General features: G+C 64.8%; 23 protein-coding genes and 7 pseudogenes. 12 read left to right on the forward strand and 18 right to left on the reverse strand.

Annotation, left to right across the window (positions count from 1 at the left end):
- Positions 1–257: 257 nt before the first annotated feature.
- A pseudogene (gene hmgA / locus OWR21_RS02880) lies at positions 258–1602 on the reverse strand (homogentisate 1,2-dioxygenase).
- Positions 1603–1665: 63 nt separating this feature from the next.
- Positions 1666–3064, reverse strand: a pseudogene (locus OWR21_RS02885) (MFS transporter).
- A gap of 133 nt (positions 3065–3197) precedes the next feature.
- Here OWR21_RS02885 and OWR21_RS02890 point away from each other — a divergent pair.
- Positions 3198–4115 carry a LysR family transcriptional regulator gene (locus tag OWR21_RS02890; RefSeq protein ID WP_332394570.1) on the forward strand — a complete coding sequence of 306 codons (918 nt, stop codon included), beginning with the start codon at positions 3198–3200 and terminating at the stop codon, positions 4113–4115.
- Positions 4116–4118: 3 nt separating this feature from the next.
- Here the strand turns inward: OWR21_RS02890 and OWR21_RS02895 are convergent, their stop codons facing one another.
- From OWR21_RS02895 to kdgT, 4 genes are read right to left on the reverse strand one after another with little or no spacing between them, the layout of a single operon-like run.
- Entirely contained in the window at positions 4119–4967 is an 849-nt protein-coding gene (locus tag OWR21_RS02895) for an ureidoglycolate lyase (RefSeq protein WP_332394571.1), read from the reverse strand.
- Between the two features lie 38 nt (positions 4968–5005).
- Positions 5006–5767 carry an SDR family oxidoreductase gene (locus tag OWR21_RS02900; protein ID WP_332394572.1) on the reverse strand — a complete coding sequence of 254 codons (762 nt, stop codon included), beginning with the start codon at positions 5765–5767 and terminating at the stop codon, positions 5006–5008.
- The gene (locus tag OWR21_RS02905) at positions 5764–6222 is read right to left on the reverse strand and encodes a nuclear transport factor 2 family protein (RefSeq protein ID WP_332394573.1); all 459 of its coding nucleotides are present in this window, start codon (positions 6220–6222) and stop codon (positions 5764–5766) included. Before OWR21_RS02905 ends, OWR21_RS02900 begins: the two co-directional genes overlap by 4 nt.
- Positions 6223–6268: 46 nt before the next feature.
- Entirely contained in the window at positions 6269–7285 is a 1017-nt protein-coding gene (kdgT, locus tag OWR21_RS02910; protein ID WP_027680125.1) for a 2-keto-3-deoxygluconate transporter, read from the reverse strand.
- Positions 7286–7562: 277 nt separating this feature from the next.
- Here kdgT and kduI point away from each other — a divergent pair, with 277 nt between their 5' ends.
- The 4 genes from kduI to OWR21_RS02930 all read left to right on the forward strand — a co-directional run bounded on the left by kduI (position 7563) and on the right by OWR21_RS02930 (position 11286).
- Positions 7563–8399, forward strand: a complete 837-nt coding sequence (kduI, locus tag OWR21_RS02915; RefSeq protein WP_332394574.1) for a 5-dehydro-4-deoxy-D-glucuronate isomerase — start codon at positions 7563–7565, stop codon at positions 8397–8399.
- Between the two features lie 4 nt (positions 8400–8403).
- Positions 8404–9189, forward strand: coding sequence for a 2-dehydro-3-deoxy-D-gluconate 5-dehydrogenase KduD (kduD, locus tag OWR21_RS02920; RefSeq protein WP_147216520.1), 786 nt, complete (start codon positions 8404–8406; stop codon positions 9187–9189).
- 83 nt (positions 9190–9272) lie between these two features.
- A complete protein-coding gene (gene kdgR, locus OWR21_RS02925) occupies positions 9273–10124 on the forward strand; it encodes a DNA-binding transcriptional regulator KdgR (RefSeq protein WP_147216518.1) in 852 nt (283 codons plus the stop codon).
- A 109-nt stretch (positions 10125–10233) separates the two neighbouring features.
- On the forward strand, positions 10234–11286 hold the full coding sequence (locus OWR21_RS02930) for an aldo/keto reductase (RefSeq protein ID WP_147216516.1): 1053 nt from the start codon (positions 10234–10236) through the stop codon (positions 11284–11286).
- Here the strand turns inward: OWR21_RS02930 and prfH are convergent.
- From prfH to OWR21_RS02955, 5 genes and pseudogenes are all read right to left on the reverse strand, one after another.
- The gene (gene prfH, locus OWR21_RS02935; RefSeq protein WP_332394575.1) at positions 11283–11675 is read right to left on the reverse strand and encodes a peptide chain release factor H; all 393 of its coding nucleotides are present in this window, start codon (positions 11673–11675) and stop codon (positions 11283–11285) included. The genes OWR21_RS02930 and prfH overlap by 4 nt on opposite strands.
- Positions 11676–11898: 223 nt before the next feature.
- Positions 11899–13026 (reverse strand): RNA ligase RtcB family protein, encoded by a 1128-nt coding sequence (locus tag OWR21_RS02940; protein WP_147216512.1) that lies wholly within the window; start codon positions 13024–13026, stop codon positions 11899–11901.
- A 262-nt stretch (positions 13027–13288) separates the two neighbouring features.
- Positions 13289–13495 carry a DUF2783 domain-containing protein gene (locus tag OWR21_RS02945; RefSeq protein WP_147216510.1) on the reverse strand — a complete coding sequence of 69 codons (207 nt, stop codon included), beginning with the start codon at positions 13493–13495 and terminating at the stop codon, positions 13289–13291.
- 18 nt (positions 13496–13513) lie between these two features.
- Positions 13514–15189, reverse strand: a pseudogene (locus OWR21_RS02950) (FAD-dependent oxidoreductase).
- A 2-nt stretch (positions 15190–15191) separates the two neighbouring features.
- Positions 15192–16151: an MBL fold metallo-hydrolase gene (locus OWR21_RS02955; RefSeq protein ID WP_332394576.1), complete on the reverse strand. Its 960-nt coding sequence runs from the start codon at positions 16149–16151 to the stop codon at positions 15192–15194.
- Between the two features lie 297 nt (positions 16152–16448).
- Here OWR21_RS02955 and OWR21_RS02960 point away from each other — a divergent pair.
- From OWR21_RS02960 to OWR21_RS02975, 4 genes and pseudogenes are all read left to right on the forward strand, one after another.
- Positions 16449–17330, forward strand: a pseudogene (locus OWR21_RS02960) (IclR family transcriptional regulator).
- A 114-nt stretch (positions 17331–17444) separates the two neighbouring features.
- Entirely contained in the window at positions 17445–18497 is a 1053-nt protein-coding gene (locus tag OWR21_RS02965; protein ID WP_147216502.1) for a branched-chain amino acid ABC transporter permease, read from the forward strand.
- 4 nt (positions 18498–18501) lie between these two features.
- A complete protein-coding gene (locus OWR21_RS02970) occupies positions 18502–20328 on the forward strand; it encodes a branched-chain amino acid ABC transporter ATP-binding protein/permease (RefSeq protein WP_332394577.1) in 1827 nt (608 codons plus the stop codon).
- Between the two features lie 11 nt (positions 20329–20339).
- Entirely contained in the window at positions 20340–21083 is a 744-nt protein-coding gene (locus OWR21_RS02975) for an ABC transporter ATP-binding protein (RefSeq protein WP_102065191.1), read from the forward strand.
- Positions 21084–21101: 18 nt separating this feature from the next.
- Here the strand turns inward: OWR21_RS02975 and OWR21_RS02980 are convergent, their stop codons facing one another.
- Both OWR21_RS02980 and OWR21_RS02985 read right to left on the reverse strand, forming a co-directional pair.
- Entirely contained in the window at positions 21102–21440 is a 339-nt protein-coding gene (locus tag OWR21_RS02980; RefSeq protein WP_332394578.1) for a hypothetical protein, read from the reverse strand.
- Between the two features lie 104 nt (positions 21441–21544).
- Complete coding sequence (locus tag OWR21_RS02985; RefSeq protein ID WP_332394579.1) at positions 21545–22054, reverse strand: GNAT family N-acetyltransferase; 510 nt, start codon at positions 22052–22054, stop codon at positions 21545–21547.
- 162 nt (positions 22055–22216) lie between these two features.
- On the opposite strand from OWR21_RS02985, the gene OWR21_RS02990 reads away from it, so the two are divergent.
- Together OWR21_RS02990 and OWR21_RS02995 are read left to right on the forward strand one after the other, a co-directional pair.
- Positions 22217–23086 (forward strand): D-amino-acid transaminase, encoded by an 870-nt coding sequence (locus tag OWR21_RS02990; protein ID WP_332394580.1) that lies wholly within the window; start codon positions 22217–22219, stop codon positions 23084–23086.
- 65 nt (positions 23087–23151) lie between these two features.
- Positions 23152–23705, forward strand: a pseudogene (locus tag OWR21_RS02995) (surface-adhesin E family protein).
- A 42-nt stretch (positions 23706–23747) separates the two neighbouring features.
- On the opposite strand, the gene OWR21_RS03000 reads toward OWR21_RS02995, so the two are convergent.
- The 5 genes and pseudogenes from OWR21_RS03000 to OWR21_RS03025 all read right to left on the reverse strand — a co-directional run.
- Positions 23748–24056, reverse strand: a complete 309-nt coding sequence (locus tag OWR21_RS03000; protein WP_316874331.1) for a hypothetical protein — start codon at positions 24054–24056, stop codon at positions 23748–23750.
- Between the two features lie 96 nt (positions 24057–24152).
- Positions 24153–25100: pseudogene (locus OWR21_RS12555) on the reverse strand (alpha/beta fold hydrolase).
- Between the two features lie 81 nt (positions 25101–25181).
- Complete coding sequence (locus tag OWR21_RS03015) at positions 25182–25622, reverse strand: substrate binding domain-containing protein (RefSeq protein WP_332394590.1); 441 nt, start codon at positions 25620–25622, stop codon at positions 25182–25184.
- Positions 25623–25627: 5 nt separating this feature from the next.
- Positions 25628–25822: a LysR substrate-binding domain-containing protein gene (locus OWR21_RS03020; protein ID WP_332394582.1), complete on the reverse strand. Its 195-nt coding sequence runs from the start codon at positions 25820–25822 to the stop codon at positions 25628–25630.
- Positions 25823–26018: 196 nt separating this feature from the next.
- A pseudogene (locus OWR21_RS03025) lies at positions 26019–26165 on the reverse strand (hypothetical protein); the annotation flags it as partial.
- Positions 26166–26204: 39 nt separating this feature from the next.
- Between OWR21_RS03025 and OWR21_RS03030 the strand changes: the two are divergent.
- A complete protein-coding gene (locus OWR21_RS03030; protein WP_332394583.1) occupies positions 26205–26456 on the forward strand; it encodes a DUF2798 domain-containing protein in 252 nt (83 codons plus the stop codon).
- Positions 26457–26811: the final 355 nt, after the last annotated feature.

Below are 26811 nucleotides of genomic sequence, written 5' to 3' on the forward strand. Positions count from 1 at the left end.
GTTGCTGGTGCATCCCTTGTTTCACCCTGCCGGGGCCGACTCACTTTCTTTGTCTTGCCAAAGAAAGTAAGCAAAGACGCGCCCGAGATGGCGAAAGATTCCTTGAATTTCCGTAACCGGGCGGAGAAGGACCGAAACTCGCTGCGCTCAGACAGCGGTCCTTCTTTTTCCGCCCGCTTACGAAAATTCAAGGCGCCATCTAGGGCAAGGTACGGCCACACCTTCTGGATGCTCGCGTTGGCGCCAAGGCGAAGTTCTTAGGGCTTGGTCGGGTCGAAATGCTTCTTCAGGCCTTGCCAGCATTCGAAGTACTTGGCTTGCAGTTGCGCCGATTCCGCTGCGAAGCGCGTGGGGCGGATCACGGCTGGCGTTTCGAACATGAAGGCCATCGTTGCGTCGACCTTGTGCGGCTTGGTGGTGTCGCCGTTGCTGGCTTTCTCGAACGTGTCGGCGTCGGGGCCGTGGCCGCTCATGCAGTTGTGCAGGCTGGCGCCTCCAGGCACGAAGCCTTCGGCCTTGGCGTCGTACACGCCCTGGATCAGGCCCATGAATTCGCTCGCGACGTTGCGGTGGAACCAGGGCGGGCGGAATGTGTTTTCGGCGGCCAGCCAGCGCGGCGGGAAGATCACGAAGTCGATCGTGTCCACGCCCGGCGTGGCGGAGGGGCTTTGCAGCACCAGGAAGATCGACGGGTCCGGATGGTCGTAGCTGATCGACCCGATGGTGTTAAACAGGCGCAGGTCGTACTTGTACGGCGCGAGGTTGCCGTGCCAGGCCACGACGTCCAGCGGCGAGTGGCCGATCTTCGCGCTCCACAGGCTGCCCTGGAATTTTGCGACGAGTTCGAAATTGCCCTCGCGGTCTTCGTACCACGCGTGCGGGGTGAGGAAGTCGCGCGGGTTGGCCAGGCCGTTCGAGCCGATGACGCCCAGGTCCGGCAAGCGGAAGAGCGCGCCGAAGTTCTCGCAGATGTAGCCGCGCGCGTCGCCATCCGGCAGTTCGACGCGGAAGCGCACGCCGCGCGGGATGACGACAATCTCCAGCGGCTCGACATCGACCACGCCCATCTCCGTCAGCAGGCGCAGGCGGCCTTGCTGCGGGACGATCAGCAGTTCGCCGTCGGCGTTGTAGAAGAAGCGGTCGGTCATTGACGCGTTGGCGGCGTACAGGTGGATGCCGCAGCCGGTTTGCGCGTCCGGCCCGCCGTTGCCGGCGAAGGTGACGATGCCGTCGATGAAATCAGTGCCGGCGGCAGGTGCGGGCAGCGGGTCCCAGCGCAGTTGGTTGGGCGAGGGCGGCACCTCGTTGAAGTTGCTGTGGAAGCGTCCCTGCGCCATGGCCTCGAACGGCAGATGCACGGCGCCCGGACGGATGCGATACAGCCACGAGCGGCGGTTGTGCGCGCGCGGGGCGGTGAACGCCGTGCCGGAAATCTGCTCCGCATACAGGCCATACGGCGCCTTCTGGGGGAGTTCTGGCCGTGCGGCAGCGCGCCGGGCAGGGCTTCGGTGGCGAACTCGTTGCCGAAGCCGCTCTGGTAGGCGGGCCGGTCCAGCGACGCGGGGTGAATGCGTTCTTGACCGTCGGGGCGAGCATATTCATGGTGAAGTCCTTGGAGAAAAAGTCAGGAGCGTCTTCAGGGAAAGCGTAGTCGTTACCGGGCCATCAGGCGGGCTTGCTGGTTGCGCGACGTGAGGCAAAGCGTGCGGCGTCCGGGCCACTGGCGGCCAGCGTAAGCGCCAGCACCATGCCGAATGACATCATCGCCGGCACCGCCGCGGCCGAGAACAACGCGGGGCCGCTCCACTGCATGGCAATCAGTTGTCCGCCGATTACCGGGCCGATGACGGAGCCGATGCGGCCCACGCCCAGGCTCCAGCCGATGCCGGTGGCGCGCAGCGTGGTGGGGTAATACGTGGCGGCCAGCGCATTTACCGCAGGCTGTCCGCCGACGATGCAGAAGCCCGCCACGAACACCACCGCCACCAGCACGGGCAGCGCAGCCGCCACATGGCCGATCAGCCCGACGGTGACGCAGGCGATCAGGAAGCACACGGCCAGCACGCGCACAAAGCCCAGGCGATCGATCAGCCGGCCCAGCGTGAGCGTGCCGATCACACCGCCTACCTGCAGCGCGGTGGCGACCAGCACAGCGGTATCCGTCGGGTAACCGGCATCGCGAATCAGCGTCGGCAGCCAGTTCGACAGGAAGTACAGGTCGATCAGGTTCATGAAGTTGATGACCCACAGCACGAGCGTGACCTTGGCGCGGCCTTCCGTGAAGAGCGCCGAGACCGGCATGCCCCGCGCCGGCGCCTCGGGCACCACGAATCGCGTCTGCGCGTTCACCTGCAGTTGCGGGGCGAGCTTGCCCAGCCAGCGAGCCAGACGTTGATGGCGCGTCTGCGAATCACCCTTGAGCACGAGGTATTGGAGGGATTCCGGCAGCCACAGCACCATCATCACGCCAATGGCGAGGGTACAAGGCCGCCCACCAGAAACACCGACTGCCAGCCGAAGCGTGAAAGCAGCGCTGCGCTCACAAAGCCGCCGAGTGCCGCGCCGACGGTAAAACCGCATGACACGAGCATCATCCAGGTCACGCGCGTGCGTGCGGGGCTGAACTCGCCGGCCAGCGCCATCGCGTTGGGCATGATGCAACCCAGCCCCAGGCCCGTGATAAAGCGCAGCACCAGCAGCGCCTGCACCGTTTCCACCTGCGTGGTGGCCAGCATGCACGCTGCAAAAAGAAGGTCGCAACGATCAGCACCGGCCGCCGCCCGAAGCGGTCGCCCAGCACGCCAAACACCAGCGAGCCGACCAGCATGCCGAACAGCCCCGCGCCGAACACCGGCCCGAGGCTCGCTTTGGTGATGTTCCAGTCCTTGATGATGGCGGGCGCCACATAGCCCATGGCCTGCACATCAAAGCCGTCGATGATCAGGCACAGACCGCAGATGGCGAGCAGCAGGATCTGGAAGCCGCCGACCTTGCCTTGATCGATCAGGCGGGCGAGGTCGATGGGCGTGGATGGCGCTTCATGAGCAGCGGGGGCAGGGCGCATGGTGGTCTCCGGTGGCGGCGTTGCCGCTCTGTTTTGGATTCTTGGTATGCGCGTATTGTCCGGATCGGATGAAAATTTGGAATATCAATGCGAGAATGAACGCTATTGAAATTGTGAATGTTGGGGCGCTGCCATGCTCAACCTGCGGGATGTCGACCTGAACCTGCTGGTGCTGTTTCAGGAAATCCTGCGCGAAAAGCGCATCTCCGTCGTGGCCGAGCGGCTGGGCCTGTCGCAGCCGGCGGTAAGCAACGCGCTGTCGCGCCTGCGCCAGACTTTCGACGACGAACTCTTCGTGCGCACCCCGCGCGGCATGATGCCGACCGCACTTGCCGAGCAATTGGCCGAACCGGTGGCGATGGCGCTCGACACGCTGCAGCGCGCCTTCGGCCAGCGCACGCATTTTGAGGCGGCCACTTCCACGCGCACCTTCACGATTGCCATGAGCGATGTCGGCGAGGTGTATTTCATGCCGGTGCTCGCGCAGTTGTGTGCCGAGCAGGCACCAGGTGTGCGGCTCGACACGCTGCGTGCGGGCGGGTTCGACATGAAGGCCGAAATGGAGGCTGGCGCCATCGACCTTGCGATCGGCGCGTTCGATGATCTTTCCGGCGAGAGCCTCTTCCAGCGCCGCCTGTTCCGGCAGGATTACGTGACGATGTTCCGGCGCGGCCATGCGCTGTCGGAGGGCAAGCTCACGCTGGAGCGCTTTCGCGCAGCGTCGCACCTGGTGGTGGCGAGTTCGGCCAGCCCGTACAGCGCGATCGGGCCGCTGCTCGACAAGGCGGGGATCACGCAGTCGGCGCGCTTTTCGGTGCCGCACTTCGTGGCGGTGCCGTACATCGTCAGTACGACCGACCTGGTGGTGACGGTGCCGCGTAAGCTGGCCGAGCGTGCGGCGCCGCCGTTCGGGCTGGAGTTCGTGGCGCCGCCGCTCAAGCTGCCCGCGTTGCAGACCAATGTCTTCTGGCACCGGCGTTTCCATCAGGACGCCGGCAACCAGTGGCTGCGCAACCTCGTTGCGCAGCGCTTTGCCGAACTGGAAGGTTAGGCGTCAGCCGGCCGAGACCGTGCGTTGCAACTGTTCGCCCAAGCCGGCGATGCCCAGGCGCATGGTCTGCCCAGGCTTGAGGTAGACCGGGTTCGGCTTGATGCCCAGTCCCACGCCCGGCGGCGTGCCTGTGGAGATGACATCGCCGGGCTGCAGGCTCATGCAGCGGCTTAGATACGCCACGAGTTGCGCGACACCAAACACCATCGTCCGCGTATTGCCGTTCTGATGGCGGTGGCCGTCCACCTCCAGCCAGAGGTCCAGTGCCTGCGGGTCGGGCACCTCGTCGCGCGTGACCAGCCACGGCCCGAGCGGACCGAACGTGTCGAAGCCCTTGCCCTTGTCCCACTGGCCGCCGCGCTCGATCTGCCATTCGCGCTCGGAAACGTCGTTGACGATGCAGTAGCCGGCCACGTAGTCCAGCGCGTTGGCTTCGTCGATGTACTTGGCGGGCTTGCCGATGACCACGCCCAGTTCGACTTCCCAGTCGGTCTTGACGGAGCCGCGCGGGATTTCGATGTCGTCGTTCGGGCCGCAGATGGCGCTGGTCCATTTGTTGAAGACGACCGGCTCGGACGGTACCGGCAGGCCGGATTCCGCAGCGTGGTCGGCGTAGTTCAGCCCGATGCAGATGAACTTGCCGACACGCCCGACGCACGGGCCAATGCGGGGTTGCCCGTTGACGGCCGGCAGCGTGGCAGGGTCCACGTCGCGCAGCTTGGCGAGCGATGCATCCGACAGCACGTTGCCCGCAATGTCGTCGACGATGCCCGACAGATCACGGAGAGTGCCGGTGGCATCGAGCAGGCCGGGTTTTTCTTGGCCTTGGGGGCCGAAGCGCAGCAGTTTCATGAAAAGCTCAGATCGGTTGGGGGAAAGGCATCAAGGTATCAATTTGACCAGCCGCCGTCGATCAGGTGGACTTGCCCCGTCGTAAAGGCGGCCTCGTCGGAAGCCAGATAGGCGGCCAGCGCGGCAATCTCTTCCGGCTGCCCGAGGCGCCCCATCGGCTGGCGTGCGACGAACGCCGCTTCGACTTCCGCGCGCGGTTTGCCTTGCGTGCGGGCTTGCTCATCGATGCGCTGGGCGAGCGATGGCGACACCACCGTGCCGGGGCAGATCGCATTGCAGCGGATACCGCGCGCCACAAAGTCTGCCGCCACGGATTTGGTCAGCCCGATCACCGCCGCCTTCGATGCGCCATACACAAAGCGGTTCGGCACGCCCTTGATGCTCGACGCGGCGGACGACATGTTGATGACACTGCCGCCGCCGCGTTCCAGCATGCCCGGCAGGAACGCGCGGAGGGTGCGGTACATCGACTTGACGTTGAGGTCGAACGAGAAATCCCACGCATCCTCATCGCACTCCAGCACCGAGCCGGCGTGTACGAAGCCCGCGCAGTTGAAGAGGATGTCGATGCCGCCAAGCTCGGCAGCGAGCGCATTGACCTGCTGGGTATCGCGCACATCGAGGCGGCGGACCTCGAACGGCACATCGTTCAACGCATCGATGCGCAGGTCGGTGGCGATGACGCGTGCACCTTCGCGGGCGAAGCGCTCGGCGCAGGCACGGCCGATGCCTTGCGCAGCGGCGGTCACGAGCGCGGTCTTGCCTGCCAGGCGCCGCCCGGGAAAAGCAGCGCCGCTCATTCTTTGGGCAGCAGGTAGGCCTGGCGCGCAAACAGGCGCCAGCCGTCCGGATGCTTCTTCCACACCTGCAGCACGCCGATATGCGCGGTGCTCGTCTTGCCGTCGGGCAGGTTGTTGACGGAGTCGAACACGTGGCGCACCCAGGCGTTGTCGCCGTTGACCTGCACGGTCTGGTTGGTCAGCGCAATCGACTTGAATGAATTCGTGCCGTCCAGCGTCTTCAGGAAGGCCGCGCGGTCTTCCAGCTTGCCCGACGAGTGGCCGTAGGTCAGATCGTTCTCGATCAGCTTGGTGAGCGTGGCGCCATCGCTGGCCACCATGGCAACGCGCAGGCGCTCCACGGCTTGCGCAACCGTGTCGGCATCGGTGGCCGCATGGGCGGGGGCGCTACCGGCTGCGAGCGCGGCGGTCATCGCAACGCCCGCAATGCGGCGGACAAACGTGTGCAACAGCATGGGCAATCTCCTCTCTGATGGTGTGTGCGCTGCATCGCAGGCGGGGTCAGAAATGGGCTTCGCGATGCGCGGCCTGGGGCGGCAGGCTCGCGGTTTCCGGCTCGGGCAACGGGGCCGCGCGGCCCACACGCCGCACCCACATCGCGGTCAGGATCGGCACGAGAATCGCTGTGACGAGGCAGGCTGTGGCCACCAGCGCCGTGGCAGCCGGCACCATGGGTTTGAACCGGGGAATCATCTCGCCGATGATGGCCGGATTGGCGACCGCCGCTCCGGCCGTGGACGATGCCGCCAGCCCTGCGGCGCCGTTGCCGCCGGCGATGAACTTGTCCGCCAGAATGAGCGGCACGCCTGTGATGACGATCACCGTCAGGCCGAGCAGCAGGCCCGAGAGCCCGCTGTTGGCAATCACATGCAGATCGATGCCGTTGCCCAGCGCAAAGCCGAAGAACGGAATGAGCGGATGCACGCAGCGGCCGAACAGCTCGCGCAATTCACTGTCGAGATTGCCCAGCGTAAAGCCGATCAGGAACGGCAGCACCGCCCCCACGAACAACCGGGGCTCGAACACCGCAACGCCCGTCGCCCCCAGGATCAACATGCTGACGAGCGGGCCCGATTCGACCGACATCAGCACGAACGCGCCGGCTTCTTCCTTGGTGCCGTACTGCTGCATGACCGCGGCGTAGAGGCCGCCGTTGGTCATGTCCATCGACGTGGTGATTGCCAGCACCGACAGCCCGGCAAGGATGCCGGTCTTGATGCCTTCGTCCGGAATGAACTGCGCAGCCACCAGCGTCGCCAGCCACGCCACGGCAATCTTGGTGACGAGCAGCGTGCCGGACTTGCGCAGCACCACGCCGGTGGCATGCAGGTCGATGGTCGCGCCCATGCAGAAGAACCACACCGCCAGGATCGGCACCGTGCCGGTGATCAGGCCGTTGGTGAACGAGCCGAAGTACTTCCCGGCATCGGGCGCGAACGTATGCACGCATGCGCCCAGCAGCAGCGGCACGAGCATCAGCCCGCCCGGAATGCGGTCAATCGCCTTCTTGATCTTCACGTCTCCTCCATGAGCCTCTATGGGCTCGGTTGGTCAGGGTCCAACATCGTGGAGTGACTATAGCGGATGATGTGGAACGATGTTCCATGTTTTTTGACGTCGTGGATTTATCGTTTACCCTCAGGCGCAAATGTGTGCGGCGCAGCGTGACCCAGCTTGATTTCGGCTTCATCTCAAAAATATGGATCGACGTTCCGTATTTCTGTTTTGTGCTTCAATCCAACCCAGAACGGCCGGCGGCGCAGGACATGCCGGTGCATCCCAACGGAGAAACGGCATGGAAGTGCGGCAAGGAATCCACAGCGAACACGCAAAAACCCTCGACACGGCGGGGCTGCGCCGGCAGTTTCTGGTGGAACAGGTGTTTGAGCGCGATGCGCTTCAGTTCACGTACAGCCATATCGACCGGATCATCGTTGGCGGCGCGTGGCCGGCGACGCGGCCGGTGGAGGTGCCGGCATCGCTGGCCAAGTCGATGGGCGTGAGCCATCTGCTGGAGCGCCGCGAGCTGGGTGCGATCAACATTGGCGGCGCGGGCTGGGTGGAAGTCGATGGCACGCGGCACGCCGTTGGCAATGAAGAGGCGATCTACATCGGCCAGGGCGGTCAGAACATCGTCTTCGGCAGCGACGATGCAGCGCGGCCCGCCAAGTTCTACATCAACTGTGCGCCGGCCCATACGGCGTATCCCACGCGCACGATCACGCTGGCGCAGGCGTCGCCCGAAACGCTCGGCGATCCGGCCACGAGCAACCGGCGCACGATCTACAAGTTCATCGTGCCCGACGTGCTGCCCACCTGCCAGCTCTCGATGGGCATGACCAAGCTGGAGCCCGGCAGCCTGTGGAACACCATGCCGTGCCACACGCACGAGCGCCGAATGGAGGTCTATTTCTATTTCAACCTGCCGGACAACGCCGCCGTGTTCCACATGCTCGGCGAGCCGCAGGAGACGCGCCACATCCTCGTCCACAACGAGCAGGCGGTGATCTCGCCAAGCTGGTCGATCCACTCCGGCGTGGGCACCCGGGCGTACACCTTCATCTGGGGCATGGTCGGCGAGAACCAGGTGTTCCACGACATGGACCACATCGCCATTGCCGACTTGCGCTGACACCATGCGGCTCGAGAATCCCTATCTGCAGAGCGCAAGCCTGTTCGACCTGACCGGCAAGGTGGCCATCGTCACCGGCAGCAACACGGGGTTGGGCGCGGGCATGGCGACGGCGCTCGCGGCGGCTGGTTGCGACATCGTCGGCGCCAACCGGTCCGACCCGGCCCAGACGGCCGCGCGCGTGGAAGCGGCCGGGCGGCGGTTTGTCGACGTGCGCGCCGATCTATCTTCGCTCGAGCCGATCGGCAGCATTGTCGAAGCCGCGATGGACACCTTCGGCCGCGTCGACATCCTCGTCAACAACGCCGGCATCATCCGCCGCTGCGACGCGCTGGAATTTTCCGAAGCCGATTGGGATGCGGTCATCGACGTCAACCTCAAGGGCGTGTTCTTTCTCTCGCAGGCGGTGGCACGGCAGTTCGTGCAGCAAGGCGGGCGCGGCAAGATCATCAACGTGGCGTCGATGCTGTCGTTCCAGGGTGGCATTCGCGTGCCGTCTTACACGGCATCCAAGAGCGGTGTGCTGGGGCTTACCCGGCTGCTGGCGAACGAGTGGGCGGGGCGCGGCATCAACGTCAACGCCATCGCGCCGGGCTACATGGAAACCGACAACACAGCGCAACTGCGCGAAGACCGGCAGCGCAGCGAAGAGATCCTGGCGCGTATTCCGGCCGGGCGCTGGGGCGTGCCGGACGACCTTGCGGGCGCCGTGGTGTTTCTGGCGTCGGCCGCATCGGACTACGTGCACGGCCACACGCTCGCGGTGGATGGCGGCTGGCTGGCGCGATAGGCAAATCGGCGGGTGGATTGATGGAACGCGGTATGAGACCGGTTATGCTCTCTCCAGATTTTGAAATCACGGAACCACGAGAGATGAAAGCCACGCCCCGGCAACGCAAGCCGGAAGATCCGTCCGCCAACGAACCGCTTGATACCGGTGCGGATAAAGCCGAATCGGTCTCGGCGGTCGACAAGGTGTTCACCATCCTGGCCGCGATGGGCGAGCTTGGCGCCGTTGGCCCGAGCGAACTGTCGCAGCGGCTCGGCATGTCCAAGACGACCGTGCACCGTTTCCTGCAGTCGCTCAAAGGCCTCGGCTATGTCGCACAGGAAGGCGACACCGACCGATACCGGCTGACCATCCGCTTGTTCGAGCTTGGCGCCAAGGCCCTGGAAAACGTCGACCTCGTTCGCGAGGCCGACACCGAAATGCGCCGCATTGGTCAGCTCACACGCGAGGCCGTCCACCTCGGCGCGTTTGACGAAGACGCCATCATCTACATCCACAAGATCGATGCCGATTACGGCTTGCGCATGCAGTCGCGCATCGGCCGGCGTAATCCGCTGCACAGCACGGCCATCGGCAAGGTGCTGCTGGCCTACATGCCGCCGGAAGAGGCACGCGAGGTGCTGTCGAAGGTCGAGTTCAAGAAGTCCACGCAGAAGACGCTCGCTTCGGCCGAGGCCGTGCTGAGCATCCTGCCGCGTGTGCGCCAGCAAGGTTTTGGCGAAGACAACGAAGAGCAGGAAGACGGATTGCTGTGCATCGCCGTGCCGGTATTCGATCGCTTTGGCCGCGTGATTGCGGGGCTGTCGATCTCGTTCCCGACCATGCGTTGCGGCGCCGATACCAAGGCGCATTACGTCGCGCTGCTGCAGCAGGCAGGGGCGGCGATCTCGTCGCGTCTTGGGCATCACCCCGCATCCGCATCCGCATCTGACTGAGCGCTCTGCAGGATCAGCCAGTCCGTCCTATCCTCTGCGTTGTCTCTCGCATCTGAGATCTGAGCCTGTGCGCTCTGCATTCCATTCCCACCGTATTGGAGTCGATCACATGCGTTACAACCAGTTGGGCCGGACCGGCCTGTTCGTATCGGAGCTGTGCCTGGGCACGATGACCTTCGGCGGCAACGACGGCATCTGGCAGCACATTGGTGATTTGCAGCAGGCCGATGCCGAGCGCCTGATCGGGCGTGCGCTCGACGCGGGCATCAACTTCATCGACACGGCGGATGTGTACGCCAACGGTGTCGCCGAGCAGATCACGGGGCAGGCGCTCAAGAACCTGAAGGTGTCGCGCGACAGCGTGGTCGTCGCCACCAAGGTGTTCGGCCAGACCGGTGAGAGCGTGAATGCGCGCGGCGCTTCGCGTTTCCACATCATGGACGGCATCAAGGCCAGCCTGAAGCGCCTGCAGCTCGACCATATCGACCTCTATCAGATCCATGGTTTCGACCCGGCCACGCCCATCGAGGAAACGGTGCGTGCGCTCGATACGCTCGTCCAGCACGGTCATGTGCGCTATGTGGGCGTATCGAATTGGGCGGCGTGGCAGATCGTCAAGGCGTTGGGGATTGCGGAACGCCTGGGCTGTGCGCGCTTCGAAAGCCTGCAGGCGTATTACACCGTCGCCGGCCGCGACCTCGAGCGCGAACTCGTGCCGATGCTCCACAGCGAAGGCCTCGGCCTGATGGTCTGGAGCCCGCTGGCCGGCGGGCTGCTCAGCGGCAAATACACGCGCGAGCAGCACGGCGAGCAAGACAGCCGCCGCAACAAGTTCGACTTCCCGCCGGTGGACCAGGCGCGCGCCTACACCTGCGTCGATGCCATGCGCGTCATGGCCACGGTGCGCAGCGTGTCGGTCGCGCAGATTGCGCTCGCCTGGCTGCTGCATCAACGCGCGGTCACCACCGTGATCGTCGGTGCGAAGAAGATCGAACAGCTCGACGACAACATCGCTGCCACCAAGGTTGAGTTGACGGCGGAAGAGCTGTCGCAGCTCGATGAACTCAGCAAGCTTCCGCCCGAATACCCGGGTTGGATGCTGGAGCGGCAAGGCGAGTACCGGCGCGGCCAGCTTGCCGGAATCCGGCACGCTGCGCGCTAGTCTGCCGGCGCAAAACGTTCGCCTTTGAAAACGCGGCGCGGGTTGCCGCGCTCCAACTGGTGATGGAGCGCGCGCCGCTGCGCACGCTGTGCCGCATCGGCAGCCGCTTCGTGCTCCGCCAGCTTGTGAGCGAGCAGCAGCACCGCCAGCCGCTTGTTGGCGTGCTGGCTGCGCTCCGTCTGCACCTTCACGCTGATGCCCGTGGCGATATGCGTGGCCCGCACGGCCGACTCCGTCTTGTTGACATGCTGGCCGCCCCGTCCCGAAGAACGCGTGGTCTCGAAGCGGATCTCGCCCGGTAGCGTTTCCGACGGCGCCGCACAGCGCGCCACCCCGAAGAACCAATTCTTGCGCGCGTGCCGCGGTCGGTAGGGCTCGGGCAGGTCCATTGGATCGTGCCTTCCCAGGCTCGCGCCACGGTCTCCTCAGCATGGCCGTCCAGGCTGATCAAGGCGGAACGCAGCGTGCCGGCGTATTCACCGTCTCCCTGTTCCAGCAGTTCGAGTTGGACGCCCGCGTTTGCGGATTCGCGTTGCAGGCGGTCCAGTGCTTTCGCCACGGCCAGCTCGCATTCGGCTGGACCTTGCGCAGAAGAGAGTTGCAGCAACACCATCAGCAGCACTCCCCACGCGTCTTGTACGTCAACACCGGGCGCAGGCGCGCGAGCACCTTGACCAGGCCAGCGTCCACCAGCGGCGCGATCACGCTTTCGATCGGCTTGTAGGCTTCGGGCGCTTCTTCGTAAATCAACTGCTTGTCTTCGCAGATGACGTGGCCGCCGAGCTTTGTGCGATTGAGCTGCGCAGGCGTGAAGCGGCGGACCAGCCGGTCCTTGCACTCGCTGCGCATCCACTTGCGGCCCGCGCCGTGGGCGAGCGAAAACAAGCCGTGCTCGCTCGGGCGTGGCGCGACGAGGTAGCTGTAATCGCCGCGCGAACCGGGAATGACGACCACGCCGGCATCCGACGGCGTCGCGCCCTTGCGATGCAGCCAGCCGCGTTCGCCAAACACCGTGGCCGGTGCGACAAAGTTGTGATGCACGTCGAGCAGCGCCTTGCCCTGCGCGTGCAGGCGATCAAGCATGCGACGCGCAATCAGTTCGCGGTTGGCCTTGGCAAAGTGCAGCGCCGTGTCGTGGCGCGTCAGATAGGCGGCGCACGCCGCATCGTCCTGCGCGAGCCCGGCGTGCCCATACGCGCGCACGTGCTCATCGAGGATGGCTTGGCCGAGCCCGCGCGAGCCGCTATGCACGAGCAGCAGAAGCTGGCGCGGGTCCAGCGGCAGTTCCTCTGCATCGTAGATCTCATCGATGCGCTGCAGCTCTGCAAAGTGGTTGCCGCCGCCGATGGTGCCCAGCGCGGCATCGAAGCCCGTATCCGCCGGCGCCAACGCGGCGGCAAGCTCGCGCCAGCTTTCGTCGAGCGGCGTATCGATGTTGCCCAGACGCTTTTCAAGCTTGTCGAGGCTGACTTTGCTGGCATCGAGGTCGGTCGACCACAGCGTCATGCCGCAGCCGATGTCGTTGCCGATCAGCGCCGGATACAGGCGGCCAACGGAGAAAAATGCGGCGCCAACGGGATAACCGCGACCGGGATGCAGGTCGGGCATGCCGGCCACATGGCGCACGCCGTCGAGCGCTTTGGTGGTTTGAAGTTGCCGGATCGCGTCGCCTTCAATCCAGGTGTCGTCCGAGGCGATCAGCGAGACGCCGTCGAACAAATGCAAGATGCAATTGCCCATGAATGGTCCATATCAGGTCTGAAGAAAAATCTGATGTGGCAGGCCGAAGGCCGGGGCAATGCGAAGACGCTGCGAACTACAGCGCGAGAGATTCGATCAACCCAGGCAAGGGCCTGCAAAGGGGAAAGCAAGGTGACGCATGATGTTTTTTCCTCCTATGCAAAATGGTTGATCGGTAAGCGGGGCGGATACTAGCACCGCGCTTTGCGCACTCGCAAGTACGATCAAACGTAAGTGTTGGATTGTTGAAACGCGACCGCGCTCAGGCGGCCCCGGCAGGCAATGCCAGTCGCGCCGCGGTCAGCGCTTCGCGCAGGACCGCCATGTCGCCGATATGGTTTGCGAGCAGCAGAATCAATTGCGCATTGAGCATCGCGCTCTGCTCGTCGCTCAGGTTGCGGTGCGCATCGATCAGCGCCTCGTAGAAATCGTCCGGGCGAGGCAGGTTGGGTTGCGTGTTCAGCGGCATGGTGATCGCGGTATTGGCTCAAGCGGAGACGGCCGCGCGCGACGTTGCCGCAGGCGCGGTCTGGCCGGTGGCGCGGAGCAACGCGGCGGCCAGCTTGGCCGGCACAAGCGCGCGCCAGCGTGCGCAGACGTGCTGGTCCGGGCGGACAAGATAAATCGTGCCGGGGCGTGCGTCATAGCGTTGCGCGACCAGCCCGTCGATGTCTTCCAGCGCCGTCACGTTGGCCGAGACTGTGCCCATGCCGCCAGCCGGGAAGATGGCCAGCGTCGACAGCGGCAGCGCGTCGACGTGTTCTCCCGCGCCGCAGAAGCGCAAGGCGGTGAAGCCGCCGTGCAGATGGCTGAGGAGCCAATCCGCGCGGCCATCGGCCTGGCGTACCGGCGCATCGAGTGCGACAGCGCCGGGCACGAGCGTGCCGGCGAAGGGCGCTTCATCCGCGGTCTGCAACGGAGAACCTTCAAGCACCGTCGGCATCGAGAGCCGCCCGCTGTTGACCAGCGTCCGCGCAAACGGATAGTGCTTGGCCAGGCGCAGCGTGGCATCGCGAAAGAGCCGGCTGACGGCGCTCTTGGGTGTGATGAAATCGGTTGAGCGGGTGGAGTGGCGGATGTTGTCGTCGGCGGCAAACTCGCGCTCGCTCGCGTAGGTGTCGAGCAGCGTGTCGGGCGCATCGCCGGCCAGCACCATGCGCAGTTTCCACGCGAGGTTTTCGGCGTCTTGCAAACCACTGTTGGCACCGCGCGCACCGAACGGCGAGACGCGGTGTGCCGCATCGCCGATAAAGAGCACGCGGCCGTGGCGGAACCGATCCATGCGTTCGCACGAGAACGTATAGACGCTGACCCATTCCAGTTCGAAATCGACGCCTTCCCCCAGCAGCGCGCGCGTGGGATGACGCGCTCGGGTTGCTTCTCGGCTACGGGGTCGGCGTCCCAGCCGAGCTGGAAATCGATGCGCCAGACGTTGTCAGGCTGGTGGTGCAGCAGCACCGACTGATTCGGGTGGAACGGCGGATCAAACCAGAACCAGCGCTCGCTCGGGAAGGGCGCATCCATGCGCACGTCGGCGATCAGGAAGCGGTCTTTGAACGTCTGGCCGCGGGCTTCGAGGCCCATCATGTGGCGTACCGGGCTGCGCGAGCCATCGGCGGCGACCACGTATTGAGCACGCTGCTCGTACGTGCCGTCGGGCGTCTCGATGCTGAGCGTCACGCCGTCGGCATCCTGCGTGAGGGCCGTCACCTTGTTCTTCCAGCGCAGCTCGATGTTCGGCAAGGCTTGCGCGCGTTCAACGAGAAAGCCTTCCACGTAGTACTGCTGCAGATTGATGAACGCTGGTCGGCGGTGGCCGGTTTCTGGCAGCAGGTCAAAGCTGTAGAGCAGTTCGTTCTTCAGGTAGACCTTCCCGACGTTCCAGCTCACGCCCTTGTCGACCATGCAGTCGCCGCAGCCGAGCCGATCGAAAATCTCCAATGAGCGCTTGGAGAAACAGATCGCGCGCGAGCCGGTCGACAGCGTGCAATCGTCGTCCACAACGACCACGGCCACACCTTGCTGCGCCAGATCGATGGCCGTTGCCAACCCTACCGGCCCCGCGCCGACGATGACGACGGGGCGAGCTGCAGGTGCCGCGCCGGGCTGCTGCTCGGCACACGGCGCATACGCGAAGACGCGATTCTGGAAGTCGGGATTCATGTTCAGCCTTGCAGGGCGGCCCACATTTCCTTGTCGCGCTCGGCTGTCCAGATGCGCGGGTGCTTGATGCCGCTGGCCTCGTCAAAGGCGCGCGTCACGTCAAACGGCAGGCAGTGCTCGTAAATGAAGACGCTGCCGAATTTCGGGTCCATGGCCGCGCGGGTGTGCGCCATGGCGGCCTTCAGGTCCATCTTCTGCGCGACGGCTTCTTTGCCACGTTGCAGCAGCGTCGACACGAAATCCCGCGTATAGGCGAGGCCCTTGTCGACCTCGGCCGGATTGAGCAACGCGGGGCCGCGGCCCGGCACGAGCTTGTCGGCGCCGAGCGCGCGCAGCGCATCGAGTGTGGCGGGCCATTCTTCGAGCTGCGCGTCGCCACAGTAGCAGGCGGCGTCGTATTCGACGAGGTCACCGGAGAACAGCACCTTCTGCGACGGAATCCACACCACCGTGTCGCCCTTCGTGTGGCCGGGGCCGAGGTGCAGGATCTTCACTTCCAGCTGGCCAAGGAACAGCGTGAGTTCGCGCTCGAATACCAGCGTCGGCCAGGTCAGGCCGGGCACGGTTTCAACGCCCGCGAACAGGCGCGGAAAGCGTTCGATCTCGGACTTCATATCGGCTTCACCGCGCTCGACGATCATTTCGTACGTGCCGCGGCTGGCAATGATGTTCTGCGCGCCCTCGGTAAAGTACGCCGACGCGCCCAGCACGCGCACCGCGTGATAGTGCGATAGCACCACGTGCTTGATCGGCTTGTCGGTGAGGGCGCGGATGCGCGCGATCAGGTCTTGCGCCATCGCTGGCGTGGCGGTGGTGTCGACGATCAGCACCGAGTCGTCGCCGATGATGACGCCCGAGTTCGGGTCGCCCTCGGCGGTATAGGCGTAAGCGTTGGGGGAGAGCTGGGTAAAGGTGACTTGTTTGGCCTCGAGGTCGGCTTGCGAGGCGAAGGCTTTGGCCATTCTGTCACTCCTGGTGTAGTGAATTACGGTTGGGGGAATTATTCGTCTACGTGTATGGGCGGAAACGCCAGGGTTGGGATGCGCTGATACCCGGCCATACCAAACGCAGGCAATCATAGACCGCAGGGTCGGGAGATGCGCCTAGGGTATACGTGAATTATGATTAGAAGCATTGTTTCTACAATGCATAAAAATTAAAAACTGGCCGTCAGCGCGGAGCTGCGTGCTACGCTCGCAGCACTTTGTCGGCCCAGCCTGGGCCAGCCCCGCCGAGCCAATCCAATCCGCCCCCGAGACATGGAGACCACGGAAGTCGAAGACGACCTGCCCCCCGACGGCGATGCAGAAGACGCGCGCACAAGCCGTGACCGCTCGGGCATTCAATCCATCGAAGTCGGCACGCAATTGCTGGTGGCGCTCACGTGCCATGCGGGCGATGGCGCTCGGCGATCTGGCGCGCGCGGCGGGCATGCATCCGTCCAAGGCGCACCGCTACCTGGTCAGCCTGCAGCGGGTGGGCGCGGTGTCGCAGGACCCGCTGACTGGCCGCTACGAACTTGGCCCGTTTGCGCTGCGCCTAGGTCTCGCCAGCCTCAACCGCTCCGATGCCATCGTCCGCACGCGGCCGTTGTTGGCCGGTCTGCGAGACCAGACCGGTCACACCATCGGCATTGCAGTGTGGAGCGATCGTGGCCCGACCGTCGTGCATTGGGAAAAAGCCGGTGGTGCGCCCGGCGTCAACCTGCGCATTGGCGACGTCCTGCCGATGCTCAATTCCGCCACCGGCCGCCTGTTCGGCGCCTATCAGCCGATGGAGCAGACGCTGCCGCTTGTTGAACGAGAGCTGCACGAGCGTGCCGGTGACGATCTCCCGGCCTGCCGCGCTCTCTGACGGATTACTACCGCCTGTGCGAAGACGTCCGCACCGAAGGCGCATCGTGGGTGACGGGCAGTCTGCTGCCGGGCGTGAATGCGCTGTCGCTGCCCGTGTTTGGCGCGCGCGGTCAGCTTGTGCTGGTGTTGATCGCGCTGAATCTGCAACCGCTGTTTCACGCGCAGCGCGGCGGCGAGCTGGAGCACACGCTGCGCACGTTCGTGATGCGCTTGTCTGCCATGCTGCAGGCGCCCGCGGAAAGTCCTCCGAAGGCCGGCGGCCGACGGAGCAAGGCGGCGCGTTAGGGTTGTCGCCAATTTCATCCTGTCGTAAGAAATTTACTATCTCGTAACTCGTGGCGCCCCCTTGCCCGGCCTACATCCGGTGCGAACTCCACGACTACAAGAACGAGGAGCTTCATGGACTTGTCGATTGCCGCCATCCTGGCGCAAGACGGCGTGACATCGGGCGCGATCTACGCGCTGCTGGCGCTGGCGCTCGTACTGGTGTTTTCCGTCACGCGCGTGATCTTCATCCCGCAGGGCGAATTCGTCGCGTATGGCGCGCTCACGCTGGCGGCCATCCAGGCCAACAAGGCGCCGCTCTCGGCCAGCATGCTCGTCGCGCTGGGTGTGCTGACGTTCCTCGTCGAGATGGGCCGCACGCTGCTGCAACCTGAACTGCGCCTGCATGCGCTGCGCACGGGTGCCATCTATGCGGGCAAATACCTTGTCTTTCCGATTGCCGTGTACGTCGCTGCCCGCATGCTCGCCCCGATGACGTTGCCCATGATTGCGCAGGTCGCGTTGACGCTGCTGATCGTCATTCCCATGGGCCCGATGATCTACCGCCTGGCCTATGAGCCGTTGGCCGAAGCCAGCACGCTGGTGCTGCTGATCGTTTCGGTGGGCGTGCACTTTGCAATGGTCGGCCTCGGTCTTGTGATGTTCGGCGCGGAAGGCTCGCGCACGGATGCGTTTTCCGATGCGCGCTTTGATCTGGGCGCGCTCAGCGTGTCAGGCCAGAGCCTGTGGGTGGTGGCCGTGTCGGTGCTGATGATCGTGGGGCTGTACTTCTACTTTGGCCGCACGGTGTCGGGCAAGGCGCTGCGCGCGACGGCGGTGAACCGGCTGGGTGCGAGGCTGGTCGGCATCGGCACTACGCAAGCGGGGCGCCTGGCGTTCACGCTGGCGGCGGCGTTGGGCGCCCTGTGCGGCATCCTGATTGCGCCGCTCACCACGGTCTACTACGAGTCCGGTTTCCTGATCGGCCTGAAGGGCTTCGTTGGGGCGATCGTGGGCGGGCTCGTGAGCTATCCGGTGGCGGCACTGGGCGCGCTGCTGGTGGGGCTGCTGGAGTCGTATTCATCGTTCTGGGCGTCGGCGTTCAAGGAGGTGATCGTGTTCACGCTCATCATTCCGGTGCTGCTGTGGCGATCGCTCACCACCAAGCATGTCGAGGAAGAGGAATAAGCCGATGAACACGCTGACTAAATCTTCCGAAGGCACGGCGCAGCGCGGCTGGCTTTCGCGCAACCGCGTGCTGACCGCGTTGTTCGTCGTCGTGCTGGTGTTGATCCCGATCGTCCCCACGCCCGAGTTCTGGATCACGCTGCTGAACTACATCGGGCTCTATAGCCTCGTGGCGCTGGGGCTGGTGCTGCTCACGGGGGTGGGCGGGCTGACGTCGTTCGGGCAAGCGGCGTTCGTCGGGCTTGGTGCATACAGCACCGCGTATCTGACAACGCAGTACGGTGTCTCGCCGTGGATCGGCCTGTTGGCCGGGCTGGCGATTACGGTGGTCAGCGCCTACGTGATCGGCCTGATCACGATGCGCATGTCGGGGCATTACCTGCCGCTGGCGACGATTGCGTGGGGCCTGTCGCTCTTCTTCCTGTTCGGCAACCTGGAATTCCTCGGCAAGTACGACGGGCTGAACGGCATTCCGGTGCTGAACGTGCTCGGCAAATCGCTGCAGACCGGCCGCGAGATGTTCTACCTGATCTGGGCTGTCGTTGTCGTGGCGGTGCTGGCGGTGCAGAACCTGCTGAATTCGCGCCCGGGCCGCGCCATCCGCGCGCTCAAGGGCGGCGGCACGATGGCCGAGGCGATGGGCGTGAACACCGCGTGGATGAAGGTGGTGATCTTCGTATTTGCGGCGGTGCTCGCGTGCATTTCGGGCTTTCTCTATGCGCATCTGCAGCGCGCGGTGAACCCCACGCCGTTCGGCCTGAACTATGGCATCGAATACCTGTTCATGGCGGTGGTCGGCGGCGTGGGCCACGTGTGGGGCGCGGTGCTTGGCGCGGGTTTGCTGACCATCCTGAAAGACAGCCTGCAGAGCATCCTGCCGAAGCTGCTGGGCTCCAACGGCAACTTCGAGATCATCGTGTTCGGCGTGCTGCTGGTGCTGCTGCTGCAGTACGCGCGTGATGGTGTCTGGCCGTTCATCCGCAAGCTGTTTCCATCTGCGCCGACGGCCCACGCACCCGACGACGCGCCTGCACTCAAGCAGCGCGAGAAGCCGCAAGCCGGTGAACTGATCCTCGACGTACGCGCCGCGCGCAAGGAGTTTGGCGGCTTGGTTGCCGTGAATGACGTGAGCTTCCAGGTGAAGGCCGGCGAGATCATCGGCCTGATCGGCCCCAATGGCGCGGGCAAGTCGACCACCTTCAACCTCGTGACCGGCGTGCTGCCAGTCACGCGTGGCGAGGTGCTCTACCGCGGCGAGCGCATCAGCGGCAAGCCTTCGCGCGAGATCGTCAAACGCGGTATCGGTCGCACCTTCCAGCATGTGCAATTGCTGTCGGGCATGACGGTGCTGGAAAACGTCGCGCTAGGCGCGCACCTGCGCGGCGATTTTGCGGCGCAGGGTGGCGTGCTCGCCAGCGTGGTGCGCATGAACCAGGCAGAAGAGCAGAAGCTGCTGTTTGAAGCGCGCCGCCAACTGGAGCGCGTGGGTCTGGCCGATTGCATGTACCAGGAGGCCGGCAGCCTCGCGCTGGGTCAGCAACGCATTCTGGAGATTGCTCGCGCGCTGTGTTGCGACCCGGCGCTGCTGCTGCTCGATGAGCCGGCCGCCGGCCTGCGCTACAAGGAAAAGCAGGCGCTGGCTGCGCTGCTCACCAAGCTCAAGGCCGAAGGCATGAGCGTGCTGCTGGTCGAGCACGACATGGACTTCGTCATGAACCTCACCGACCGGCTGGTCGTCATGGAATTCGGTACCAAGATCGCCGAAGGGCTGCCGCAGGAAGTGCAGCAGAACCCCGCGGTGCTGGAAGCCTACCTGGGCGGCGTGGAATAAGGAGAACGCGCATGTCAGTCATCCTGGAAGTGAAGGACCTGCACGTCCGCTACGGCAAGGTGGAAGCGCTGCACGGCGCCAACCTGAAGGTAGAGGCGGGCCAGATCGTGACCGTCATCGGCCCGAACGGCGCGGGCAAATCGACCATGCTCGGCGCCGTCATGGGCGCGCTACCGACCAACGGTTCGGCCAGCGGCGTGGTCTCGTATCTCGGTCATAACCTGAGCGGTTTGCCGGTGGAAAAGCGTGTGGCACGCGGCATGTGCCTCGTTCCGGAAAAGCGTGAGCTGTTTGCCACCATGAGCGTGGAAGACAACCTCGTGCTCGGCGCGTACCGCCGCAAGCGTGCGGGCGAGCGCAACTATCTGGACCAGATGGAGGTGGTGTACGACTTGTTCCCGCGTCTGAAAGAGCGCCGCGCGCAGGAAGCCGGCACGCTGTCAGGCGGCGAACGTCAGATGCTGGCCGTGGGCCGCGCGTTGATGGCCAAGCCGCAGTTGCTGATGCTGGATGAGCCCAGCCTCGGCCTCGCGCCGCTCATCGTCAAAGAGATCTTCCACATCATCAGCGACCTGCGCAAAACCGGCGTGGCAACGCTGCTGATCGAACAGAATGCGCGTGCCGCCCTGCAGGTGGCCGATTACGGTTATGTGCTGGAAACGGGCGACATGACGCTCGAAGGCCCGGCGCCGGAACTGGCCGTCAATCCGCGCGTGATCGAAACCTACCTGGGTCTGGCCAAGAAGGCCGCTTGAACGCGGCTCGGTGCAGGATCAATCGTCGTAATCGCGACGATGATGCCGGCGCCATTCACGCTCGCGCCAGCGTTGTTCGCGCCATTGGCGTTCCTGCCATTCGCGGCCCCGACCACCGTCGTAGTAGCCGGGTGCAACGATGACCGGCTGCGGCGCGACATAGGCGGGCGGCGCGTAGTAAGCCGGCGGCGGGGGTGGGGCGTACACCGGCGCCGGTGCATAGACCGGCGCGGGCTCGACATAAACCGGTGCAACAGGCACGCCGATTCCAATATCGACATTGACGCGGGCCAGGGCCGCCGTCGACGACAGCGCGGCGGCGGCTGCCAGCACGTACAACGCGAAGTTCTTATGCATGTAGGAATTCCTCAAGACGTCGCACTGTAGTTCAACGGGGTGCGGGCGGTCTTACAGAAGATATACGGATGTTGCAAATTGTAACGGAGTGACGCGGCGGCCGCTCAAGGCAATCGCCGCTCCATCATTTCAGCATTCGCTCCGTACACGGCGCGCAACGCTGCCAATGCGGCGCTGTCCATGTCGGCGGATTGGTAACCAAGGCGTCGCCAGAACACATCCGCGCCTTGCACCGCCACCAGCCGCGATTGGCGCAGGCCCTGCTCCCGCGCGCTGGCGGATGCCATGGCGTAAAGTCGCTCGCCCAAACGCTGGCCACGGCCCGCTGGCGCGATGGCCATGTCATGCACGAACCACAGCACGTTGGCCGCATTCGCGGCGGGGAGCGGCACGTGCAATTTGGGCGGCATCCATGCGTGCCACGCATGCGAAAGCAGGTAGCCGACCACCTCGCCGCCGCGCAGCGCGACCAAGCACATGGCCGGGCTGCGAGCCCAGCGGCTGGCGAGCGCATCGCCCGGTTCCAGAAACCCGTCGCCATAGCACGCCCGCTGCACGGCCAGGATGCCGTGCAGGTCGTCTGCAGCGATCGGGCGGATGGTGAGTTCGGGCATAGGATGCGTTTGCCAAAAACGGGAAAGTCTACCGGAGGGGCCGTCTGCATCATGCCGTTTTCGCATAACGTGGGCACACATCGGTATTCGCGGCATGGCGCACGTATCCTGTAGATTCGTTGGCAGGGCAGTCCCGCCCGCACTTGAATCCTCTCTCCCAGCATGTCGCGAATCATCTTCCTGAACGGCCAATACGTGCCGGCCGCCGAAGCCACCGTCTCTGTCATGGACCGTGGCTTTACCTTTGCCGATGGCATCTACGAAGTGACCGCCGTGGCGCGCGGCAAGCTCGTCGATAACGACGCGCACCTTGCCCGCCTGACGCGTTCGCTGTCCGAGATCGGCATCGACAACCCGTACACCTCTGCTGAATGGACGCGTGTATGCGAAGAGCTGGTGGCGCGCAATGGGCTGGAAGAGGGCGTGGTCTACATGCAGGTCACGCGCGGCGTGGCTGAGCGCGATTTCGGCATCCCGGCCGACATCACGCCGACGGCCGTGGCGTTCACCCAGGTCAAGTCCATCGTCGACAGCCCGCTGGCCAAGAAGGGCGCAACCGTGGTGACGGTGCCCGACCTGCGCTGGAAGCGTTGCGACATCAAGAGCGTCGGCTTGCTACCGCAGGTGATGGCCAAGCAGATCGCCGCCCGCGCCGGCGCGCATGAAGCCTGGATGACCGACGGCGACCGCGTGACCGAAGGCGCGTCGTCGACCGCGTTCATCATCACCGCCGATAAGCGCCTGATCACGCGTCCGCTGTCGAACGCCGTGCTGCCGGGCATCACGCGTGTGTCGATCCTGGCGCTGGCGCGTGAACATGGCCTGACGTTGGAGGAGCGCACCTTTACCGTCGCCGAAGCCCAGCAAGCCGCTGAAGCGTTCTATACGAGCGCGTCGACGTTCGTGATGCCGGTGGTGTCCATCGACGGTGTGCAGATCGGTAACGGTCAACCCGGCCCGCTCACGCAGGCCCTGCGTACGCTGTATCTGCGTTTTGCCGGCGTGGACGTTGCCGAGCCCGCCGAGATGTGACGTAGGCGGTTGCGCCAGCACGGTAAAATCGCCCGCTAAGTTTTTGTAGCAAGGCGAGACATCCCATGAAAACAGGAGGCTGGCGCTGGCAAAGCGCCATCGCGGCGACCGCTCTGGTTGCCGCGCAGTGGGCAGCGATGCCCGTATCCGCACAAACCATTTCTGCGTCGGCCGCTGTGCCGACGGGGCCGCGCAAGCCGTTTCGGGCGATGCGGCACCCGCCCTGGAATCAGCCAGCGCCGATTCCCGGTGGCGCCGCTTCGAGAGCATCAACGGCATCGTTTCGTATATCGACCGGCAATCGGTCAAGCCGGAGCCCGGCGCCGAGACGGATGCCAATTCGCACACCGTGCATTTCCGGTTGCTGCGCAACGTGCTGCCCGACTTTACGATCAAGACGGCTGATGGGCAGCCGATTCGCTCCTCGGTTAAACAGGTGGTGCTCGATTGCGCGCGACACAGCTACACGGTGATTGCGCAAACGCTCTATCGCGCGCGCAATGCCACCGGCAAGCCGCTTTACCAGATCCACTACGGCGACGAAGCGCAAAGCCGCTCGCTGCGCGAAGGCAGCGTGTTCGAATGGATCGCCGGCCGCTTCTGCGGGGCGGGCCGCTAACGTCGTGACAAACCTGGGCGGCGTCAATGCCGCCCGGCGTGGTCAGATCGGCGCGGGTTCCCGGCTGTCGCTTCCGTCCTCACTTTCTTCGCGGCCTCGCGCGTAAGGCTGGCGTTCCTGCTCAAGCTCCGGATACCGGCGTGACGCGAAACCCATGGCGGCTTCGTACGAGCCGAACTGGTTGGATTCGGCGGCCACGCCGTCGTTGACCAGGATTGCGTACCACTTCCCGTAGAGCGGGCCGTACACCACGACCTTGCTTTTCATTGTCTTGTCCCTGTTTCTTGTATCGATGGCCGGCAACGCGGTTTGCGCGAAGCGGCGGCTCGAGCCGTCCGGGCGCCAGGTCATGGCGCGCCGTCAGCGTGGTGGCGGACGATGATTACAGTGTGTTACACGCGCGTCAACGTTTGCGTTGGGCGCAATCCTCTAGTGGCTCCAGTGGCGTCAGGCCGGTGCCAGCGTGCCGGCCACGCGGGCCTGCTGCAGTTCAGCGGGCTCGTGGCCTGAGTCGACGTAGTCGGCAAAGCAGCGGATGCAGTCCGCCACCCAGTCGGGGCGACGCAGAGGCAACCAGTGGCCGGCGTCGACCTCGTGGCGCCAGTAGTGCGATACCCAGGCTTCCACAGCGCGCGTCACGGCGGGGCTGACGTAGCGATCGCGCGTGGGCACGATCAACTGCACGGGGGCATGCGGCGCACGTGCCTGGGGGCGGGCGAGGCGCTCCCGAAAATTCGCGCGATACATCCGCACGCCGTTGCAGGCATCCCGCACAAGCGTCGGTCGCTGGGCCTCGATGCGGATGCCTTCCGTCTTGTGCAGCCACCACGGCCAGGCGCGCGAGACCCACAGCCGCCACGACCATTCCGGCACCAGCGGCAAGTGGAAATACCCCATACCAGGATTGCAGCCGCTGCTTCCACACCGCACGTTTGGCGGCCCATGTGCCGGCATCGAGCTGCGCGCGCATCCAGTGGCCGACGTGGTCCAGGCACGGGCCCGAGATCGACGTGTACGACGCGATGCGCCCGCGCAGCCGATCGGTCGTCACCGATTCCCAGCTGTGGATGGAGCCCCAGTCGTGTCCGACCAGATGAAAGCGCTCGCCGGGCAGCAGCGCGTCGGCCACGGCGGCAAGGTCGTCGACAAATCGGGGGATGCGATAACCGGTGGTATCTGCGGGCGCATCTGACAGGCCGGCACCGCGCACGTCGAAGGTGAGCACGCGGCGATCATGCGCCAGGTATCGCGCACGCCGTGCCAGACGGAACTGTCATCCGGATAACCATGCACGAGAACGATGGCGGGACGCTGCCGTGCAGACGCGTCGGCAGGCAGGGTCATTCGGGCATGCAGGCGAAGGTCGCCGGAGCGCACCACGTGGCTGCTGTGCATCGGGTCTCCAGTGAAATTGGCGCGGGAGTCTCCAGCCTACGGGGCGATCGGCTGATGCGGCAACGCGTGTTTTTACCCGTTTCAAGCAGTGCCTGAGGCACTCGGGGCGGGTTCGGCCTGCAGCAGTGGTGTCGCCGCCGTGAAGGCCGCCAGATGCTCCAGCAACGTCCGCACCTTGCATGGCAGCTGTTGCTGCGGCCACACCGCGTAGATGGGCCGCTGCGGTGTCCGCCATTCCGGCAGCAGGCGTATCAGCCGGCCCGCCTCCAGCGCCTGGTGGCAGAGCGTGTGCGGACAGTACAGCAGGCCGAGGCCCGTTTCAGCCAGCGTCACGCCCAGTTCGATGTCGTTCAGGTCGCAGCGTCCATGGGGCTGCAGTTCGATGGTTTCCTCGCCATCGGGAGAGGTGAAGCGCCATGTCGACAGCGGCGACGACACCAACAAGCGATGCGCCTGGAGGTCATGCGGATGGGTCGGCGCGCCATGCGCGGCCACATACGAAGGCGACCCCACCAGCACCATCCCGATCACGCAAGCCGCCGCTGCCGCAGCTTCGGGTCGTCCTGCTGGCCGACGCGGATGGCCAGATCGGCGCCATGCCGCCACACGTCTTCATTGCGGTTGCTGAGCGACAGCTCCAGGCGGATCTCCGGCCACGTCGCCATGAAGCTCGCATAGGCGGGTGCGAGCAGCCCGCGCGACAGGTTCAGCGGCGCGAGCACCCGCAGCGTGCCTTTGACCTGGTTGAGATCGTCGTCGAGCGTGGCCGTAGTTTGCGCAAGCGCGGTCAGCAGTGGGCGGCACTGCTCGTAGTAGAGCTGCCCCTCCGGCGTCGGCTTGAGGCTGCGGGCGCTGCGCAGCAGGCTGGCAGCCCAGCGAAGCCTCCAGCTTCTGCAGGCGTCGTGTCAGCGTGGCGGGCGGCAGGTTGGCGTGACGCGCTGCGGCCTGCAGGCTGCCGTGGTCCACGATGGAAACAAAAGGGCCAGATCGTCGAGCATGATTCCATTTATGGAATTTAAGTTTCAATAAACGTCTATAGTTTCTTGAAACGCGGTTGTCTAGCATACCGTCAATCACATTTGATGGCTTGCAAGGAGAACCGCCATGTCGACACCCGTTTCCACTGCCACACGTCTGCGCGTCATTTTTGCCTGGCTGATGTCGGGTCTGATGTCGCTGTTGATGACGGGCTGGATCGGCTGGATCAACGCCGGTATCAGCCCCGACTTTCTTACCCGCTGGGCGCATGCCTTCGTGCTCGCCTGGCCGGCGGCCTTCACCATCGTGCTGGTTGCCGCGCCGGTGGTGCAGCGGCTGACACAGCGCCTCGTGGTGCCCAATCCGGTGCAGCCTTGAAAGAAAACAGCCCACCGGGAGGACGGTGGGCGCAAGGTTGACAGCAGGAAAGACCGATGGAAACGGACGCCGGACTGACATCCCGTAGAGTCCGGCGATGCGGCTGGTACAACACCCGACCCTTATCGTAGTGACGCCGATGTGCGTGGAGATCGCACTGCCCGATACCGGGTCGTGACCGGGCCATGGGGCGCACTGTAGAGGGTCGATGCTTTCGGCAAACTTTCTTCTGGCGGCTGGCGTCCTCCGGGCAATCCCCAGGTTCTTGCAACGGCGCACACGCTGCATTGCTGCCGCCGGGCGAAGAGACACGAGTAGACGTAGTCAACATCAGCGCGTAGTGCCGTTAGGCTGG

The sequence above is a fragment of the Ralstonia sp. 1B3 genome (assembly GCF_036631435.1).